This window comes from Nesterenkonia sp. E16_10 (genome assembly GCF_017347085.1).
In the GTDB taxonomy this organism is placed as follows: Bacteria; Actinomycetota; Actinomycetes; order Actinomycetales; family Micrococcaceae; genus Nesterenkonia.
Genome location: NZ_JADPSA010000016.1, coordinates 209,217 through 227,965, shown reverse-complemented (window position 1 = coordinate 227,965; position 18,749 = coordinate 209,217). Strand labels below are relative to the sequence as shown.

Here is an 18,749-nt window from a genome sequence, read left to right as displayed (position 1 = left end):
TCCCCGCCGATCTCGAGCTCGTTGCCGCGGCCGAGGTCGTTGCCGTCGGCCGGGTAGGCGTGGGAGTGCCGCTCCAGGGTCTCGTCGGAGAGCACGTTGAGCCCCACGCCGCCCATGGGCGAGTGAGTGCCGGAGAAGTACTGGTCCACCACATTCTGCGCCAGACCCACGGCCTCGAAGGTCTGCGCCCCACAGTAGGAGGCGACGGTGGAGATGCCCATCTTGGACATGATCTTCAGCACGCCCTTGCCCAGCGCGGTGAGCAGGTTGTGCACCGCCTGCTCCTCATCGACCGCGGTCAGCTCGCCGCGGCGAACCATGTCCTCGGCGGTCTCCATGGCCAGGTAGGGGTTCACCGCGGCGGCGCCGTAGCCGATCAGGCAAGCCACATGGTGGACCTCGCGCACGTCGCCGGCCTCCACGACCAGGGAGACCTTGGTGCGGTTGGCCGACTTCAGCAGGTGGTGGTGGATCGCGGAGAGCATCAGCAGCGAGGGGATCGGCGCCCACTGGGCGTTGGAGTCGCGGTCGGAGATCACGATGTAGCTGACCCCGCGGTTCACCGCGGCGGAGACCTTCTCGCAGATCTCGCGGATCCGCTGGCGCAGCTCCTCCTCACGGGATCCGGCGCGGTAGAGCGCGCGGACCTTCAGGGCGATCTTCGCGCCGTCGTCGTTGCGGATGTTGGCGATCTTGGCGAGCTCGTCGTTGTTGATCACCGGGAAGTCCAGGGCGACCTGCCGGGAGCGGACCTGTTCGTTGCTGAGCAGGTTTCCGCTGGGACCGATGTGCAGCCCCAGGGAGGTCACCAGCTCCTCGCGGATCGCGTCCAGCGGCGGGTTGGTCACCTGGGCGAAGGTCTGCACGAAGTAGTCGAAGATCAGCCGGGGCCGGTCGGCGAGCACCGCGATGGGAGTGTCGGTGCCCATGGCGCCCAGCGGCTCGGCACCGGCGGTGGCCATCGGGCCGATCAGCACACGCAGCTCTTCGTGGGTGTAGCCGAAGGTCTGCTGGCGCAGCCGGACAGACTCCGAGGGGTGGCGCACATGGAGGCGCTCCGGGAGGTCGCCGAGCTTGACCAGGTTCTCCTGGACCCAGTCGGCCCAGGGTGCCGAGGAGGCGAGATCTGCCTTGATCTCCTCGTCCTCGATGATCCGGCCCTCGACGGTGTCCAGCAGCAGCATCATGCCCGGGGCGACGCGGCCCTTGCGCACGATCGAGGAGGGCTCCAGGTCCAGCACGCCGACCTCGGAGGACATCACGACCAGGCCGTCGTCGGTGACCCAGTAGCGGGCCGGGCGCAGTCCGTTGCGGTCCAGCATCGCTCCGACCTGCTGGCCGTCGGTGAACGCGATCGCGGCGGGGCCGTCCCAGGCCTCCATGAGCTGGGCGTGGTACTGGTAGAACGCCCGCAGATCGGGGTCCATGGTCTCGTGGTTCTCCCAGGCCTCAGGGATCATCATGCGCATCGACTGGGCCAGCGGACGGCCGGAGAGCATCAGCAGCTCGGCGGCCTCGTCGAAGCTGGTGGAGTCCGAGGCGCCGGGGGTGCAGATCGGGAACAGCGACTCCGGGTCCTCGCCGAACAGCTCGGAGGCCATGACCGACTGCCGGGCGCGCATCCAGTTGCGGTTGCCCTTGACCGTGTTGATCTCGCCGTTGTGCGCGATGTTGCGCAGCGGCTGGGCCAGCGGCCAGGAGGGGAAGGTGTTGGTGGAGAACCGCGAGTGCACGATGCCCAGGGTGGTCTTGTACCGCTCGTCCGAGAGGTCCGGGAAGAACGGCTCGAGCTGCGCGGTGGTGAGCATCCCCTTATAGGTGATGGTCTTCGAGGACAGCGAGGGGAAGTAGACGCCGAGCCGGTTCTGGCCGCGCTTGCGCAGGCGCCATCCGCGCTGGTCCAGCGTGCCCGAGGCGGACTCCTGGTAGGCGATGGAGTCCTCGGCCGCGAAGCCGAGGAAGACCTGCCGGAAGTACGGCATGGACTCCTTGGCGAGGCTGCCGATCATCGAGGCGTCCACCGGGACGTCGCGCCAGCCCAGCACGATCAGGCCCTGTTCCTCGGCGAGCTCGCCGAAGCTGGCGCACATCGTCTCGCGTTGGGCAGGTGACTGCGGCAGGAACGCGGTGCCGGCGAGGTACTGCCCCATCGGCGGGAGCTCGAACTCGGTGACCGCGCGGAAGAACTCGTCCGGGATCTGGGTGAGCAGTCCGGCGCCGTCGCCGGTGCCCACGTCGCCGCCCACGGCGCCGCGGTGTTCAAGGTTGCGCAGCGCCACCAGGGCGTGGTCCACGATGTCGTGGCCGGGGGTTCCGCGCAGCGTGGCCACGGCGGCCATGCCGCAGTTCTCGTGCTCATTGGCGGGGTCGTAGAGACCAGCCTTCTCAGGGAAAGCGGCAAAGCGCTGATAGGGACTCATGATCTGGGGCGAGTCTGCCGTGGCAGCTGCACCGGTTCCCGGTGATCCGAGACTAGACATGAAGCTCTTCCTTCCTCCGCATGCGGACGTTTCATGGGGAGGGGACATCATCGGCCCCTTCTATGGTGCACGTATCCCTTGTGCTCGGATCTCTGGTGCATGGAGACTGAGCTTATTCTCCCAGTTCTTCGAGACGGTGTGCGTCCCGGCCTGCGAGGAAGTCCTCAGGATCCGTCGGTCTTCAGTCCTGCATGACGCTGTCACCTGTGCGCTCTGCGGGGTGTGTCCCTGCGCTTGACCGTCACGGCGCGGGTTGGTCGGCGCGCCGCCGTCGTGGTCCTGGCTGACGCCAGTCGATGAGATTAATCTTGCAACCCTGACCTGCCGGTGGCAAGTCCGATCTCAGGATTTGGGACTGTCCGTCTCGGTCGGAGAGGCCGGTTCCTCGCCGGATTCGGGGTTCTCACCGGCGCTGGCAGGGCTCGGCTCACCGGTCTGCGCGGCGTCCTCGGAGGGGGTCTCCGACGCTCCGGCCGGGACCAGCGGGGCGTCTCCGGACTCGGACCGGGCCGCCATCGCGGCGTGGTCCTCGGATCCTCGGGGCCCCTGCCCGGGACGGTAGATCTCCAGCTCCTCGGCCAGCGCCGCTTCGGTGCGCGGGCGTCGGGTCCAGAGCCAGATCAGCATGCCCAGCGCGAGGAGGAACAGGAACACCGACATCCACATGTTCAGGCGCCATTCGAGGCCGAAGATGTTGATCCACTGGGTGGACTTGTTGATCTCATCGATGCGCAGCGACTCGATCCAGAACCGGCCCAGCGAGTAGTACGCCACGTAGGTCCAGGCGATCAGGCCCTGCTTCACGGCGAAGCGGCGGTAGAGCGCGATCAGCAGGAAGAACCCGATCAGGTTCCAGATGCTCTCGTAGAGGAAGGTCGGGTGGTACAGCGTGGACTCGCCGGCGCCCAGCGGCGGCGCCTGGTGGCGCTGGGTGGTGTCGATCGACAGGCCCCAGGGGAGGTTGGTGGGAGCCCCGTAGAGCTCCTGGTTGAAGTAGTTGCCCCAGCGTCCGATGGCCTGGGCCAGGATCACGCCGGGCACGATCACGTCGGCGAAGGCGCCGAACTTCATGCCGTAGCGCCGGCAGGCGAACCAGACGCCGACGGCGCCCAGCGCGACGGCACCGACGATGCCCAGACCGCCCAGCCACACCTGCGGGATCAGCGAGAGGTCGCCGTCCTCACCGAAGTAGGCGTCCGGGGAGGTGATCACGTGATAGAGCCGACCGCCCACGATGCCGAGCAGCACCGCCCAGATCAGCGCGTCGAAGACGTTTTCGGGGCTTCCGCCGCGGGACTTCCAGAGCCGGCTGGAGACGAAGTACGCCACCAGGATGCCCAGACCGATCGCCAGACCGTAGAACCCGATCCGCAGCGGGCCGACGAGATCGATCCCGTCCGTGGGCGGGGAGGGAAAGGCTGCGCTGATCTGCGCCGTCGCCGAGGCCGTGGCCTCAGCGGCGGCCTGCAGGGCGCCGACCGGAGTTGAAGTGTTGAACACGGGGTCCTCTCGCGGTGGGAGTCACCTCCCCCTGCTGAGCTGGGGGCGGGCTGAATTCGGGATCCGATGCAGTCTATGGCCTGAGCCTGCCTCCGTGCGACCAGCGCTCGGGCCGGCCTCGGCAACGAGGTCAGGAGCTGTCCGGGTGCCGCCTCAGGTGGGCGACGGCGGCCGCGAGGCCGCCCCATACCGTGGCCAGGGCCACGATCATCATGATCAGGGCATCGGTGTCCATCAGTCTCGGGCTCCCGTCCGGTGCTCGGAGCTCTCTGGCTCGGTCTCTTCCTCGAGCGCCTCAGCGTGCAGGGCAGATGCGTCGGGCCAGGGCAGCGTGGTCATCACGACGGCGGCCACCGCCACGAAGGCGAGGGCTCCCCAGCCGAAGGTCATCACGACCCAGGTGTCGAAGCCGCCGTAGCCCTCTGTGACCTTCGCGCGGATGTCCATCACCAGCAGCACGCCCAGCACGACCGGGATGACCACCCCGATCAGCGACTTCCAGATCCGTCCCAGCTGGATGGAACCGTAGGCGTTCATCCCGGCCGCGAGCACGTCGAGGCGCCGGAAGCCCCAGGTGACGGCGAGGACCGCGATGAAGGCAGCGGCGACGATGCCCACGTTGTTGGAGAACGCATCGATCACATCGAGCACCGTGAGTCCGGAGACCCCGCCGAGCAGCACCACGGAGATCAGTGCGCTGGACCCGCCGACGACACCGACGGTGACCGGGCGGGACCATCCCGTCTTGTCCTTGACCGAGGAGATCGCCACCTCGAGCACCGAGATCTGCGAGGTGATGCCGGCCAGTGTCAGCGAGCCGAAGAAGAGCACGCCGAGCAGCGCGGAGGCCGGCGCCTCGCTGATGATGGTGGGGAAGGCCACGAAGGCCAGGCCGAGCCCTGAGGAGGCCACCTCGTCCACGGCGGTGTTCGCCGCGACGGCGATGAAGCCCAGCGCGGAGAACACGCCGATTGCGGCCAGAAGCTCGAAGGAGGAGTTCGCGAACCCGACCACCAGCCCTGAGCCGGTGGCGTTGGACCGGCGCTTCAGATAGGAGGCGTAGGTGACCATGATTCCGAAGCCCACCGAGAGGCTGAAGAAGATCTGTCCGTAGGCCTGGATCCAGACGCCTCCGTCGGTCAGGGCGCTCCAGTCAGGGGTGAACAGGGCGTTGAGCCCGGTCAGCGCTCCGTCGAGGCTGAGCGAGTAGCCGACCAGGATCAGGAACATGACGAACAGCACCGGGATCCCGTAGATCGAGACCCGCGCGATCCCCCGCCGCACGCCGAGTCCCAGAGCGACGAGCAGCACCACCCAGACAGCGATCAGCGGCCATCCGACCTGTGCCACGAAGTCCATCGAGAGCCCCGTGCCCTCGGTGCCTGCCCCGTCGTACTGCAGATATTCGGTGAAGAAGAAGCTCTCGGCGTCCTCACCCCAGGCCTGGGTGAAGGAATACCAGGTGTACATGGCGGCCCAGGCGATGATGGCGGCGTAGTAGATGGAGATCAGGAAGCAGATTCCCACCTGGATCCAGCCGATCGGCTCCGCGTGCCGGTGCAGCCGTCTGAAGGCCAGGGGCGGGGATCCGCGGAACCGGTGCCCCAGGGCATAGTCGAAGAGCAGGATCGGCAGCCCGGCGGTGAGCAGCGCGACCAGATAGGGGATCAGGAAGGCCCCGCCGCCGTTCTCGTAGGTGACGTAGGGGAACCGCCAGATGTTCCCCAGGCCCACTGCGGACCCGACGGCCGCCAGGATGAACACGGTCCGGGAGTTGAAGCTCTCCCGGACCCGGGTTCGCGTCGGCGGCCGCGGAGTCATCGACCGGTCTCGGCTCCCGTGAGCTCGGCGGTCAGCGCCGCCACGGCGGAGGGCCCGCCGTCACGCAGCGCGGCGACCAGCGCGGTGCCCACGATGACCCCGTCGGCGTAGCGGCCGATCTCCTCCACGTGGGCTCGGGTGGAGACGCCGAGTCCCACGCAGACCCGTTCGGCGCCGGCGCTGCGGGCGGCGTTGACCACCCGTTCTGCGGCGTCGGAGACCTGGTCGCGGGCCCCGGTCACGCCCATCACCGAGACGCCGTAGACGAAGCCTCGGGAGGCCGAGACGATCTGCGCCACCCGTTCCGGTGAGGAGGTCGGGGCGGTGAGGAACACCCGGTCCAGTCCGTGGCGCTCGGTGGCGGCCATCCATGCCCCGGCCTCATCGGGGATCAGGTCCGGGGTGATCGCGCCGGCCCCGCCGGCCTCGGCGAGACGCCGGGCGAACTCCTCGGCGCCCATCCGGTCGATCAGGTTGTAGTAGGTCATCACCAGGACCGCGGCGTCGGTGGCCTCGACCACGGCCGCCACGATCTCGAAGACCTCGGGGAGCCGGAACCCGCGGGCCAGCACCTCGGTGGTGGCCTGCTGGATGACCGGGCCGTCCATCACCGGATCGGAGTAGGGCACGCCGATCTCGATCACGTCGGCCCCGTTGCGGGCCAGCTCGATGGCGGCCGCGATGGAGGTCTCCTTGTCCGGGTAGCCGGCCGGGAGGTAGCCGATGAAGGCGGCCCGGCCCTGGGCGCGGGCGGCCTCGATGGCCTCGGCGGTCTTGGAGCCGGTCTTCGGTGCCTGCGTGCTGGGCTCTGCCGGGGTGGCTTCGGTGCTCATGCCTGGACTCCCGTCTCGGGTGCCGGGGACGGGCTCTCGTCCCCGGTCTTGGCTGCGGTCTCGGTCTCGGCCACCGGGTCGTTCTCCTGGCCCGGAAGCATCCGGAACCATTCGGCGGCGGTCTCCACGTCCTTGTCGCCGCGGCCCGAGAGGTTGATGATGATGATCTTGCCCTCCCCCTCGGCGCCCCACTTGCGGGAGAGCCGCGCGGCACCGGCCAGGGCGTGGGCCGATTCGATGGCGGGGATGATGCCCTCGGTGCGGCAGAGCATCTCGAAGGAGGCCATGCACTCGGCGTCGGTCACCGGTTCGTAGGTCGCCCGACCGGTCTCGGCCAGGTAGGCGTGCTCCGGGCCGACCGAGGGGTAGTCCAGGCCGGCGGAGATCGAGTGGGAGTCCACGGTCTGGCCGTCCTCGTCCTGCATCAGGAAGGAGCGCGCGCCGTGCAGCACCCCGGAGCGGCCCAGCGTGATCGCCGAGGCATGCCGGCCGGTCTCGACGCCGTCGCCGCCGGCCTCGAAGCCGTAGAGCGCGACCTCGGGGTCATCCAGGAAGCCGTGGAAGAGGCCCATGGCGTTGGATCCGCCGCCCACGCATGCCGCCACGGCATCGGGGAGGCGTCCCTCCATGGCGAGGATCTGTTCCCGGGTCTCGTCGCCGATCACCTGGTGGAACCAGCGGACCATCTCGGGGAACGGGTGCGGTCCGGCCACGGTGCCCAGCAGGTAGTGGGTGTGCTCGACCGAGGCCACCCAGTCGCGCAGCGCCTCGTTGATCGCGTCCTTCAGCGTCTTCGCGCCGTGATCCACCGGGACCACCTCGGCCCCGAGCAGCCGCATCCGGGCGACGTTGAGCGCCTGTCGGCGGGTGTCCTCGGAGCCCATGTAGACCACGCAGTCCATGCCCATCAGGGCGGCCGCGGTGGCGGTGGCGACGCCGTGCTGGCCGGCGCCGGTCTCGGCGATCAGGCGGGTCTTGCCCATCCGCTTGGCGAGCAGCGCCTGACCCAGCACGTTGTTGATCTTGTGCGAGCCGGTGTGGTTGAGGTCCTCGCGCTTGAGGAAGATCCGGGCAGGCCCGGCCTCCGCGGCGAACCGCTTGACCTCGGTCAGCAGCGAGGGACGCCCGGTGTAGTCCCGGCCGAGACGGTGGACCTCGGCGAGGAACTCGGGGTCCTGCTTCGCCTCACGGAAGGTCTGCTCGACCTCATCGAGGGCGGCGACGAGCGATTCCGGCATCCAGCGTCCGCCGAAGCTCCCGAAGTAGGGCCCTTCGTGGTCGCGGTACTTCTGTGTCTCCTCAGCAGGAGCGCTCATGATCTCTCCTCGATGTTCTGCGCCGCTCTGGTCCTCCAGTGCGGCGCTTGTGGAATTCTGCGGCGCCCGAGGTGGGCGAAGGCTTCGGTGCAACGACGCTCGGGTCCCAGGACCGAGCTCCGGCGGTCTCAGACCAGGCTGGCGGAGCGGAAGCTGCGCAGCGCGGTCTCCGGCTCTCCGTCCTTGACCAGGGCCTCTCCGACCAGCACGGCGTCGGCTCCCTGGGCGGCGTAGTCGGCGACCACCTGTGCGGAGGTGACGCCGGATTCCGCGATCCGCACCACACCTGCGGGCAGGTGCTGGGCCATCGTGGAGTAGTGCGCGACGTCGACCTCCAGGGTCTTGAGGTTGCGCACGTTGACCCCGACGATCTTGGCTCCCAGGGCGACGGCGCGGGCGATCTCTTCCTCGGTGTGCGCCTCGACCAGGGCTTCCATACCCAGTTCGTGGGTCAGGGCCAGGAAGTCGCGCAGCTTCTCGTCCTCGAGCGCCGCCACGATCAGCAGCACCAGGTCAGCGCCGTGGGCGCGGGCCTCGTAGAACTGGTACTCCTCGACCATGAAGTCCTTGCGCAGCACCGGGATCTGTACTGCGGCGCGCACCGCGTCGAGGTCGGCCAGGCTCCCGTTGAACCGGCGGCCCTCGGTGAGCACGCTGATCACCGCGGCCCCGCCGTCCTGGTAGGACTTCGCGAGTCTGGCCGGATCGGGGATCTCGGCCAGGGCGCCCTTCGAGGGTGAGGATCGCTTGACCTCGGCGATGATCCGCACGCCGTGCGGGTCCTCGCGCCCAGCCAGCAGTGCGGCGTGGGCGTCGAGCGCCGGGGGCGCGGCGGCGGCTGCGGCCACCATCTGCTCATGCGGGATCAGCGCCTGGCGGGCCTGGAGGTCTTCGCGGACCCCGGTGATGATCGAGTCGAGGACGCTCACCATTCAGTGGGCGGCGGTCTCGGGCCGCCGCTTGTCCTTGCCGCCGCGGGTGTTGTCCGGGCTGGCCGGACCCTGGTGGGCGCGGGCGCTCTCACCGTTCTTGAGCACCGCGTTGGAGTCCATCTCCACTCCGTAGCCCTTGGCCTTGAGCACCAGGCCCAGGATGATCGCCAAGGGGAGGAACAGGATGGAGATCCAGACCAGCACCCAGACCTCGAGCACCATGCCGAGCCCGGCGATGATCGAGCCGACGATGATCGTGAGGCTCAGCGCCCAGGCTGCCGGCGTGGAGCCGTGGCCGATGTGATCGTGATGGATGTACTCGTCATCGATCTTCTCGCCGGGGGCTGGCTCGGTGTCGCGCAGAGCAGTGGTGTTGGCCATTCTGGTCCTCTCTGGAACGTGCGTCAGTGCTCATTCGATTCTGAGTCCCATTCTGCCACGTATGGCTGCGCCTCGTCTTCGGTGACGTCGCCGCGCGAAACCTGGCTCGGCGGGTCCGCCGCGGGTTTCGGCGGTGAGGTTTCAGCGCTGCGGTTCTGTGGGGTCCTGGCCCTCGGAGAGTCCGTCCCAGAGGTCGAACTCATCGGGACCGGTCTCTGGTCGGCCGGGCTGGTTCCCCGCTCCGGTTCGGTTCCCCGTGCCGGGGGCGCCGCCGGGCACCTGGGATCCGCCCGTCGCGGCGTCCTCGGCGGTGGCGACCTGGTATCTGCGCGACCTCCGGTCGGGCCAGCGGTGGGAGACCACCAGCAGCGCGATCGAGGCGATGAGCAGCAGCAGCGCCCCGGCGAAGCCGAGCCACACGGCCATGCTGAGCTCGTAGCGCGCGGCCTCGGCGGTGGTGCCGGTGATCTCCCCCAGCGCCGCGGAGGCGACGTTGGCCGGGTCTGCGATCACCGAGCGGATGGCGAGAAGCGCGATGCCGGCGGCGCCGAAGAGCACCGCGCCGATCACGATCCGGCCCAGCCGCTTCGCTATGGTGACCGCGATCCCGGCGGCCAGGCCGACCAGGCCCATGGCCGTGACGGTCTCGACCAGGTCGGCGCCGGTGATGGCCACTTCCTGGACTGCGGACGTCGAGCCCAGGCCGTAGGCCTGCACCCAGGTCATGGTGGAGGAGATCAGCAGCAGCGCGCCGCCGAGCAGGGACATCAGCACCACCCCGCGGCGGGCCAGGAGCCCGCGCAGGCGCGAGGGGCCTGAGCCGCGGCGCTGCTCGGGGCCGGGGTTCTCCGGGGCCGGGGTGGTCTCGCTCATGTGTGCTCCAGACGGTCGGCGGCCAGCACCGCGCGCAGTGGGGCGGCGGCCTTGTTCACGGTTTCCTCACGTTCGGCGTCGTCGTCGGAGTCCGCGACGATGCCTCCGCCGGCCTGGACGTAGGCCCGGCCGTCCTTGAGCAGCGCGGAGCGGATCGCGATGGCGGCGTCCATGCGCCCGGAGAGGTCGAAGTAGCCGACCACTCCCCCATAGATCCCGCGCCGGGTGGGCTCCCAGGCGTCGAGCAGTTGCAGCGCACGCGGCTTCGGCGCTCCGGAGAGCGTGCCGGCCGGGAAGGTCGCGGAGAGCACGTCGTAGGCGCTGTGCTCCGGGGCCAGTTCACCCTGGACGTGACTGGTCAGGTGCATCACGTGGCTGAACCGCTCCACCGCCATGAACCGGGTGACCTGGACCGAGCCGGGGACGCAGACCTTGGCCAGGTCGTTGCGCGCCAGATCCACCAGCATGATGTGCTCGGCGCGCTCCTTCTGATCCGCCAGCAGGTCCTCGGCGAGCTCGGCGTCCTGCTTCGGGGTCTCCCCGCGGGGTCGGGTGCCGGCGATCGGGTGGGTCACCACCGTGGTGTCCTCCACGGTGACCAGGGCCTCCGGGGAGGCTCCGACGAGCTGGTAGGGCTCCCCGGCGGGGGTCTCGAAGTGCATCAGGTACATGTACGGGCTCGGGTTCAGCAGCCGCAGCATCCGGTAGACGGCGAGGGCGTCGACCTCGGTCTCGACCTCGAATCGGCGGGAGACCACGATCTGGAAGACCTCGCCGTCGATGATCGCCTGCTTGGCCTTGCCCAGGGTGGCCAGGTACTCGTTCTGGTCCCAGGCGTGGATCACCCGGTCGGTGAGGTCCTGCTGGACCGCGGCGCCCCAGTTCGGCTGGGCGGTGGAGATCACCGGGGCCACCGGCTCGGCGAGCTTGGCGCTCATCTGGTGCAGCCGGGCGACGGCGTCGGCGTAGGCGCGTCCGGCGCCGGTGTCCTGGCCGTCGAAGTTGATCGCGTTGGCCACCAGGGTCACGGTGCCGTCGCGGTTGTCGTGTACCGCGAGGTCCGAGACCAGGTTCATCGCCATCTCGGGGATGTGCAGGTCATCGGTCGGCGGGTGGGGCAGCTTCTCCCAGTGCCGGATCACGTCCCAGCCGGCGTAGCCGACCAGTCCGGAGGTCAGGTGCGGCAGCTCCTCGATGAAGGGCCGGCCCGGCACGCTGCGGTCGGGCCGCGCTGCGTCAGCACCGAGGGCGCTAGAGCCGATGGTGGCGGGGCTGGCCAGGAACTCCAGGGTGTCGCGCAGCACCGCGGCGGTGGTGCCCTCACGCGGGGTCCCGACCGGGGGCTCGCCGATCCAGTGCGCCGCGCCGTCGCGTTCGCTGAGCGTGGCGGAGGTGCGCACACCGATGAAGGAGTGCCGGGACCAGGCCGCGCCGGGGGCGGCGGACTCCATCAGGTAGGTGCCGGGGCGGGCGGCGCCTGCGGCGTCGGTGGCCAGCGCCCGGTAGATGCTCAGCGGGGTGTGGGAGTCGGCGAGCAGCGTCATGGTCACCGGGATCACCCGGTGGTCGTGGGCCAGCTCGAGGAACTCCTCGGGTCCGGGAACCACGGTGCCGAGGTCATGCATCGGTGATCTCCCGTCCGGTGAAGCAGGTGGTGGTGCCGGTGTGGCAGGCGGGTCCGGACTGCTGCACCCGCATCAGCACGGTGTCGCCGTCGCAGTCCAGGGCCAGTGAGACCACCTGCTGCACGTTGCCGGAGGTGGCGCCCTTGCGCCAGAGCTCCTGGCGTGACCGGGAGAAGTACACCCCCTGGGCGGTGGCCAGGGTGATCCCCAGCGCCTCGGCGTTCATCCAGGCCAGCATCAGCACCTCGGAGGTCTCGGCGTCCTGGGTGATCACCGGCACCAGGCCATCGGCGTTGAAGCGCACGGCCTCGCGCACCGAGTCTGGAAGCACCGACGCTGGAAGCATCGACTCTGGAAGCATCGACTCTGGTGGCACCGGCGTCTCGGTGTCTTCGCTGCTGCTCATGCGGACCTCATCTCACCGGGTGTCCGGCGGATCGTATGGCGTCTTTGACCTGGGCGATCATGTCATCGGGACCGAAGTGGAACATCGAGGCGGCCAGGACCGCGTCGGCGCCGGCCGCGATGGCGGGCGGGAAGTGGGCGGGGACCCCGGCGCCGCCGGAGGCGATCAGCGGGACCCGGGTCACCGCGCGCACCGCGGAGATCATCTCGGTGTCGAAGCCGTCCCGAGTGCCGTCGGCGTCGATGGAGTTCAGCAGGATCTCCCCGACTCCGCGCTCGGCGGCCTCACGGCACCAGTTCAGCGCGTCGATCCCGGTGCCGGTGCGCCCGCCGTGGGTGGTGACCTCGAACCCGGAGTCGGTGGCGTCGCTGCGCCGGGCATCCAGGGAGAGCACCAGGACCTGGTTGCCGAAGCGGCCGACGATCTCGTTGATCACCTCGGGGCGGGAGACCGCGGCGGTGTTGATCGAGACCTTGTCGGCCCCGGTACGCAGCAGCCGGTCCACGTCCTGGGGTGAGCGGACGCCGCCGCCCACGGTGAGCGGGATGAAGACCTCTTCGGCGGTGCGGGTGACCACGTCGTAGGTGGTCTCCCGGTCGCCGGAGGAGGCGGTGACGTCGAGGAAGGTCAGCTCGTCGGCGCCGGCCCGGTTGTAGCGGTGGGCCAGCTCCACCGGGTCTCCGGCGTCGCGGAGGTTCTCGAAGTTGACCCCCTTGACCACCCGACCGGCGTCGACGTCGAGGCAGGGGATGACTCGGACTGCAAGTGTCATCGGCGGCCCCGCGATCAGATCCGGCAGGCGTGGATGGAGGAGACCAGGATCGCCCGGGCGCCGAGTTCGTAGAGCTCGTCCATCAGCTGGTTGGTCTTCTTCGCCGGCACCATGGAGCGCACCGCGACCCAGTTCTCATCGGCAAGCGGCGAGATGGTCGGTGACTCCAGGCCCGGGGTGATCGCGGAGGCCGCTGGGAGCAGGTCCCGGTGCACGTCGTAGTCCATCATCACGTACTGGGCGGCGACCAGAACGCCCTGCAGGCGGCGGATCAGCCGGTCCAGACCCTCGGGGTGCTGTCCGCGGCCGGAGATCAGAATCGCCTCGGATTCCATGATCGGCTCCCCGAAGGTCTCCATCCCGGCGGCCTTGAGCGTGTTGCCGGTCTCCACCACATCGGCGATGGCGTCGGCCACGCCGAGCCGCACGGAGGTCTCCACCGCGCCGTCGAGGTGCACCACCTCGACGTCGGGCACGCCCTGGTCCTGGAACCACTGGGCGAGCAGGCCGTCGTAGCTGGTGGCGACCCGGGTCCCGGCAAGGTCCGCGGCGCTGTGGAAGCGCCCGGCGGGCCCTGCCAGGCGGAAGGTGGACTTGCCGAATCCGAGGCCGAGCACCTCCTCGGCGCCGTGGTCGACCCGGGCGTCCTGGAAGAGGTCGCGTCCGGTGAGGCCGACGTCGAGCGTGCCGGCGCCGACGTAGACGGCGATGTCGCGGGGCCGCAGGTAGAAGAACTCCACCCCGTTCTGCTCATCGAGCATGACCAGTTCGCGCCGGTCGCGGCGCTGGACGTAGCCGGCCTCGGAGAGCATCTCCATGGCGGCCTCGGAGAGGGCGCCCTTGTTCGGAACAGCAATGCGCAGCATAGGGATCTCGTCTTTTCGTGTGCAGGTGATGGCGGTATCGGTGAACTCGACCGGGAGGTTCTAGAGGTACTTGTAGACGTCCTCGGGGGCAATGCCCTTGGCGATCATCATGACCTGCAGATGGTAGAGCAGCTGGGAGATCTCCTCGGCGGCCTCCGCATCCGACTGGTACTCGGCGGCCATCCAGACCTCGGCGGCCTCTTCGACGATCTTCTTGCCGATCTGATGGACGCCGGCATCGAGTGCGGCCACGGTGCCGGAGCCCTCCGGACGGGTCTCGGCCTTCTGGGCAAGTTCGGCGTAGAGCTGGTCGAAGGTTTTCACCGTTTCAGGGTATCTCACCGGCTCAGCGCGGCGATCTCCACGGCGGCGGCCACGGCGGCGTGGGCGGCCTCGAAACCCTTGTCCTCCTTGGAGCCCTGAAGGCCGGCGCGATCCAGCGCCTGCGCCTCGTCGTCGCAGGTCAGCAGTCCGAAGCCGACCGGGGTGCCGGTGCTCAGCGCCACCTGGCCGAGTCCCTCGGTGGCGGCGGTGCAGACGTAGTCGAAATGCGGTGTCCCGCCGCGGATCACCACGCCCAGGGCGACGACGACGTCGAAGTGCTTCGCGGCATGGGAGGCGATCACCGGGAGCTCGAAGGATCCCGGCGCCCGGACCACGGTGAGGTCCTCGAGTCCGATCTCCGCGCAGAACCGGCGCGAGCCGGCGATCAGCCCGTCCATGACCACCTGGTGCCAGCGTGAGGCGACGACGGCGACGCGCAGGTTCTGCTCGGCCGCGGCGGCGCGCAGCGCCTCGAGCTCGGCGGCCTCGATCTGGGGTGTTCCGGTGCCGCTCATGCGGTCTCCTCTGCTGTGCTGGTGGGTGTCATTCGGGGTGCTTCTGGGCGTGCTGGTGGGGATGCTGGTGGGGAGCCGATCAGGGAGTCACCGTGGGGCAGATCTCACTGCTCGTGGAGCTGCAGGTGGTCCAGGGTGTGGTTCATCCGGTCACGCTTGGTCTGAAGGTACCGGCGGTTGGTCTCGTGGACCACTCCGGTGGAGGGCACGAGCTCGACGTCGAGCCCGGCGCTGCGCAGGCTCTGCACCTTCAGCGGGTTGTTCGTCATCAGGCTCAGGCGGCGGATTCCGGCGGCGTAGAGGATCGCCGCGGCGCCGGAGAAGTCACGCAGCTCCGCTGCCAGGCCGAGCATCTCGTTGGCCTCCACCGTGTCCGCACCCTGCTCCTGGAGCTTATAGGCGCGCATCTTGTTCGCCAGCCCGATGCCGCGGCCTTCATGGCCGCGCAGGTACAGCAGGTGTCCGCCGTCGCGCTGGATGGACTCCAGCGCCGAGGCCAGCTGCGTGCCGCAGTCGCAGCGCCGGGAGCTCAGCACGTCTCCGGTGACGCATTCCGAGTGCATCCGGATCAGCGGCCGTTCGGTGGCGACCTTGCCCTCACCGGGGGCCTCCGAGCGTGCCGAGATGAGCATGTGCTCGTGTCCGGTGCGGTGCTCGGTCCAGACCTGGGCGGCGAAGACGCCGTGGTCGGTGGGCAGGGTGACCACGGGGCCCGGTGTCACCAGTTTGGAGATCTCGTCCCCGGGGGCCTCCCAGCTCGCGGCGACCGAATCCATCGCGGTGCCCGGCTTCGGGGTCCCGCCGCGGTAGACGATCAGATCGGCGATGGAGATCAGCGCGTACTGGTGCTGGTCGGCGAACTCGCGCAGCGCGGGCAGGCGCATCATCCGGCCGTCGTCGTGGGTCAGCTCGGCGATGACCCCGACCTCGGGGAGCCCGGCGAGCCGGCACAGGTCCACCGCGGCCTCGGTGTGCCCGTCACGGCCCAGGACGCCCTGCGGGTCGGCCACCAGCGGGAAGATGTGCCCGGGGCGGCTGAGATCTGCCGCGGTGCTCGCCGAGTCCGCCAGGACCTTCACGGTCAGGGCCCGGTCCGCGGCGCTGATCCCGGTGCTCACTCCGGTGGTCGCGTCACAGCTGATCGTGTACGCGGTGCCCTTGGGATCCTGGTTCTGCACCACCATCGGGGGCAGCCCCAGGTGCTCGGCGCGTTCGACCGTCATCGGGGTGCAGATCACCCCGGAGGTGTGACGGATGGTCAGCGCCATCAGCTCAGGCGTGGCCACCGCCGCGGGGAAGATGATGTCGCCTTCATTCTCCCGATCGGCGTCGTCGACGACGATCACCGGACGTCCGGCGGCGAGCTCGTTGAGCGCGACATCGATCCGGTCCAGCACCGGAGCCGGAGTCTCCGGCTGCAAGATGGCAGGCACCGACTCGGGCTGCTGCTCGGCCACGGCCGGCTGGGCGGCGGGCTCGGCGGCCGGGGCAGCGGCGGGGTCGGCGGCGAGGTGCCGGTCGAACTGGAGCATCCGACGGGCGTATTTCGCCAGCACGTCGACTTCGATGTTGACCTGCTCCCCGATTCCGGTGCTGCCCAGGGTGGTCTCGGCCAGCGTGGTGGGGATCAGTCCCACCTCGAACCAGGAGTCGGCGGAGCCGGGGGCGGAGACCGCGGTGATGGTGAGTGAGACCCCGTTGATCGCGATCGAGCCCTTCTCGGCGATGTAGGGCGCCAGCTCCGGGGTGATCAGGAAGCGGTGCCGACCGTCGGAGGGGTCCGCGTGGATCAGCTGCGCGAGCCCATCGACATGGCCCTGCACCACGTGCCCGTCCAGACGGGCACCGGAGGGCAGGCAGCGTTCAAGGTTCAGCGGGTCCCCCAGCTTCAGCGCACCCAGAGTGGTGCGCGAGAGGGTCTCCTGGATCAGCTCCACGCTGACCTGTTCACCTTCGATGGCGACGGCCGAGACGCAGACACCGTTGACCGCGATGGAGCCGCCCAGGGCGAGCCCCTCGGTGTGACCCGGGGCGGCGAAGCTCAGCCGCTCCGCGCCCTTGGCCGGATCGAACCGTCGCTGCAGGACCTCTCCCAAACCCGTCACGATTCCGGTGAACATGTGTCTCCTTTCGGCTGCAGGTGCACACAGACATCGGAGTCCATGATCTGCACCGGCCCGCTCTCCGCGGGGTCAAGAGCGAAGCGGGGCGCCTCGCTCAGCGTTCTCACACCTATGTCGCCGATGCTGTCGCGTCCGGTTCCCAGCAGCAGCGGCGCATGGTAAGCAAAGACCTCATCGACGAGGTCGGCGGCGAAGAAAGCCGAGAGCACGCTCTGACCGCCCTCGACCAGGACATGCTTGATCGGATAGCCGCCGTGGGTGGTCTGGGCGAGCTCCTGCAGGGCCTCGAGGGGATCCCGGGTGGGCAACTGAAGCCAGCCGTCGCCCTCGGGGCGGCCCTGGGTCAGCTTCATGCCCGGGCGCACCGGAGTCATCCCCATCACCACACGCAGCGGCTGACGCAGGGTGAGCTCACCGGTAGGGGTGCGTGCGGTGAGCCGGGGGTCATCGACCTCGACGGTGTTGGTCCCGACCAGGATCGCGTCGGCGCGGCTGCGCACCATATGAGTGTGGTCTCGTGCGGTCTTGGAGGTGATCCACTGGCTGGTGCCGTCTGCGGCGGCGATCCGGCCGTCCAGGCTCTGCGCCAGGTGCGCGGTGACGAAGGGGCGGGCCTGCCGAGCCGCGGCGACCCAGCGATGGTTCAGTGCCTCGCACTGCTGCGCCAGCACCCCTGAGATCACGTCGATGCCGGCACGGCGCATGACCTCGGCTCCCCCGCCGTTGCTCGAGGGGTCGGAGGCGCCATGGACCACACGGCCCACCCCGGCCTCAAGGATCAGCTGCGTGCAGGCAGGCTGGCGGCCCTGGTGCCGGCAGGGTTCCAGCGTGGAGTACAAGGTGGCGCCGCTGAGGTCAGCCGATGCGGGGTGCTTCCCGGCGAAGGCGTCCAGGGCGTCGCGCTCGGCGTGGAAGGTGCCGGCGCCGCGGTGGTGCCCGGTGCTGAGCACCTCGCCCTCGGCGGAGACCAGAATCGCTCCGACCAGCGGGTTGGCTCCCCGAACGCCGAGCAGAGCGGCCCTGAGGGCCTGCTGCATCACAGCTTCGTCTGGCACCGCATCGTCCTTCCCAGCGTGTCGACGCACTCCGGGGAGGCCGACGCCGCGGCGGCGTCGGTCGAGAACGAATGGCAGGCTCGCGGGGTCGCGGGGACAGCCACACGGACTCTCGTGCTTCTCCCATCCAGACTGTGACTGTCGGTGCCGGAATTCCACCGGTTCAACCAAGCCATGCACAGCGGGCTGCGCATGATTCGGGTCGCGGACTATGACCGCCGGTTCGGACTTTCACCGATCCCGGAGCACGAAATGTGTAGCACTAAGTGTGCCACATGCGCGCCACGCACGGGCTCGATGCCGCTGAGGGTGAAATGTCGGTTCATCTGAGCCGCGCCGACTTCCACGGCCGGCCCGGCGACGAAGGCGGGCACAGAAAGAAAGCGGGCCCGAGACCTGGTGGTCTCGAGCCCGCTTCTGCTGCCGCCTGCCGGGCGACCCATCTGAGCGGATGACGAGATTCGAACTCGCGACCCCCACCATGGCAAGGTGGTGCTCTAGCCAGCTGAGCTACATCCGCATGAGTCCAGAAGCCTTGGCCCTCCGTGAAGGACGACCGCTTCTGCTGGACTCAGTGCGCGATACTGGGATCGAACCAGTGACCTCTTCCGTGTCAGGGAAGCGCGCTACCGCTGCGCTAATCGCGCCGATGAAGGTGATGTCTCCACCACCCTGGCGTGTCCTGCTTATTCTGCTGTACTCGACGTTCTGTTGCTTCGCTGCTGCCTCAGTGCCACTCTGTCACAGCTGACCCTGAATCGCTGCTTCCGGCGAACCGGATGCACCTGCGAGGTGGGGACGGGAATCGAACCCGCGTTAACGGCTTTGCAGGCCGCTGCCTCGCCACTCGGCCACCCCACCGCAGTCGATCTCCGGCCTGTTCTGGCTTTCGGTCGACATTCAGTGGTAAGGCCTGATCAGGCCCTC

Annotated in this window: 17 protein-coding genes, 3 tRNA genes and 1 riboswitch; all 20 genes read right to left on the bottom strand. The window is 69.2% G+C overall.

The features are described 5' to 3' along the window. A partial coding sequence (locus I2487_RS05705) for a glutamate synthase central domain-containing protein (protein ID WP_275955640.1) occupies positions 1 to 2,480 on the bottom strand: 2,480 nt, incomplete at its 3' end. A gap of 342 nt (positions 2,481 to 2,822) precedes the next feature. Next, positions 2,823 to 3,980 (bottom strand): prolipoprotein diacylglyceryl transferase, encoded by a 1,158-nt coding sequence (lgt, locus tag I2487_RS05700; protein ID WP_207171005.1) that lies wholly within the window; start codon positions 3,978 to 3,980, stop codon positions 2,823 to 2,825. Positions 3,981 to 4,110: 130 nt separating this feature from the next. Then, the gene (locus I2487_RS05695; protein ID WP_207171004.1) at positions 4,111 to 4,215 is read right to left on the bottom strand and encodes a methionine/alanine import family NSS transporter small subunit; all 105 of its coding nucleotides are present in this window, start codon (positions 4,213 to 4,215) and stop codon (positions 4,111 to 4,113) included. Next, entirely contained in the window at positions 4,215 to 5,801 is a 1,587-nt protein-coding gene (locus I2487_RS05690) for a sodium-dependent transporter (RefSeq protein WP_207171003.1), read from the bottom strand. Before I2487_RS05690 ends, I2487_RS05695 begins: the two co-directional genes overlap by 1 nt. After that, complete coding sequence (trpA, locus tag I2487_RS05685) at positions 5,798 to 6,634, bottom strand: tryptophan synthase subunit alpha (RefSeq protein WP_207171002.1); 837 nt, start codon at positions 6,632 to 6,634, stop codon at positions 5,798 to 5,800. The genes I2487_RS05690 and trpA overlap by 4 nt, the downstream gene beginning before the upstream one ends. Beyond that, positions 6,631 to 7,950, bottom strand: coding sequence for a tryptophan synthase subunit beta (gene trpB, locus I2487_RS05680; RefSeq protein ID WP_207171001.1), 1,320 nt, complete (start codon positions 7,948 to 7,950; stop codon positions 6,631 to 6,633). The genes trpA and trpB overlap by 4 nt, the downstream gene beginning before the upstream one ends. A gap of 128 nt (positions 7,951 to 8,078) precedes the next feature. After that, positions 8,079 to 8,882, bottom strand: a complete 804-nt coding sequence (gene trpC, locus I2487_RS05675) for an indole-3-glycerol phosphate synthase TrpC (protein ID WP_207171000.1) — start codon at positions 8,880 to 8,882, stop codon at positions 8,079 to 8,081. Further along, positions 8,883 to 9,263, bottom strand: a complete 381-nt coding sequence (locus tag I2487_RS05670) for an HGxxPAAW family protein (protein WP_207170999.1) — start codon at positions 9,261 to 9,263, stop codon at positions 8,883 to 8,885. Between the two features lie 141 nt (positions 9,264 to 9,404). Further along, positions 9,405 to 10,136: a Trp biosynthesis-associated membrane protein gene (locus I2487_RS05665; RefSeq protein ID WP_207170998.1), complete on the bottom strand. Its 732-nt coding sequence runs from the start codon at positions 10,134 to 10,136 to the stop codon at positions 9,405 to 9,407. Beyond that, positions 10,133 to 11,761: an anthranilate synthase component I gene (trpE, locus tag I2487_RS05660; RefSeq protein ID WP_207170997.1), complete on the bottom strand. Its 1,629-nt coding sequence runs from the start codon at positions 11,759 to 11,761 to the stop codon at positions 10,133 to 10,135. The genes I2487_RS05665 and trpE overlap by 4 nt, the downstream gene beginning before the upstream one ends. Next, positions 11,754 to 12,107, bottom strand: a complete 354-nt coding sequence (gene hisI / locus I2487_RS05655) for a phosphoribosyl-AMP cyclohydrolase (RefSeq protein WP_207171007.1) — start codon at positions 12,105 to 12,107, stop codon at positions 11,754 to 11,756. Before hisI ends, trpE begins: the two co-directional genes overlap by 8 nt. Positions 12,108 to 12,174: 67 nt before the next feature. Next, positions 12,175 to 12,939: an imidazole glycerol phosphate synthase subunit HisF gene (gene hisF / locus I2487_RS05650; protein WP_207170996.1), complete on the bottom strand. Its 765-nt coding sequence runs from the start codon at positions 12,937 to 12,939 to the stop codon at positions 12,175 to 12,177. Between the two features lie 14 nt (positions 12,940 to 12,953). Then, positions 12,954 to 13,805 (bottom strand): ATP phosphoribosyltransferase, encoded by an 852-nt coding sequence (gene hisG / locus I2487_RS05645; protein WP_207170995.1) that lies wholly within the window; start codon positions 13,803 to 13,805, stop codon positions 12,954 to 12,956. A gap of 60 nt (positions 13,806 to 13,865) precedes the next feature. Further along, the gene (locus I2487_RS05640; protein WP_207170994.1) at positions 13,866 to 14,129 is read right to left on the bottom strand and encodes a phosphoribosyl-ATP diphosphatase; all 264 of its coding nucleotides are present in this window, start codon (positions 14,127 to 14,129) and stop codon (positions 13,866 to 13,868) included. Between the two features lie 14 nt (positions 14,130 to 14,143). Beyond that, entirely contained in the window at positions 14,144 to 14,644 is a 501-nt protein-coding gene (gene ribH, locus I2487_RS05635; RefSeq protein WP_207170993.1) for a 6,7-dimethyl-8-ribityllumazine synthase, read from the bottom strand. Positions 14,645 to 14,748: 104 nt separating this feature from the next. Further along, complete coding sequence (ribB, locus tag I2487_RS05630) at positions 14,749 to 16,764, bottom strand: 3,4-dihydroxy-2-butanone-4-phosphate synthase (protein WP_207170992.1); 2,016 nt, start codon at positions 16,762 to 16,764, stop codon at positions 14,749 to 14,751. Then, positions 16,746 to 17,822 carry a bifunctional diaminohydroxyphosphoribosylaminopyrimidine deaminase/5-amino-6-(5-phosphoribosylamino)uracil reductase RibD gene (gene ribD / locus I2487_RS05625; protein ID WP_345941340.1) on the bottom strand — a complete coding sequence of 359 codons (1,077 nt, stop codon included), beginning with the start codon at positions 17,820 to 17,822 and terminating at the stop codon, positions 16,746 to 16,748. The genes ribB and ribD overlap by 19 nt, the downstream gene beginning before the upstream one ends. Positions 17,823 to 17,932: 110 nt before the next feature. Next, a riboswitch (FMN riboswitch) is annotated at positions 17,933 to 18,075 on the bottom strand. 193 nt (positions 18,076 to 18,268) lie between these two features. After that, positions 18,269 to 18,342, bottom strand: a tRNA-Gly gene (locus tag I2487_RS05620). A gap of 55 nt (positions 18,343 to 18,397) precedes the next feature. Continuing rightward, a tRNA-Val gene (locus tag I2487_RS05615) sits at positions 18,398 to 18,469 on the bottom strand. 143 nt (positions 18,470 to 18,612) lie between these two features. After that, positions 18,613 to 18,683, bottom strand: a tRNA-Cys gene (locus tag I2487_RS05610). Between the last annotated feature and the right edge of the window lie 66 nt (positions 18,684 to 18,749).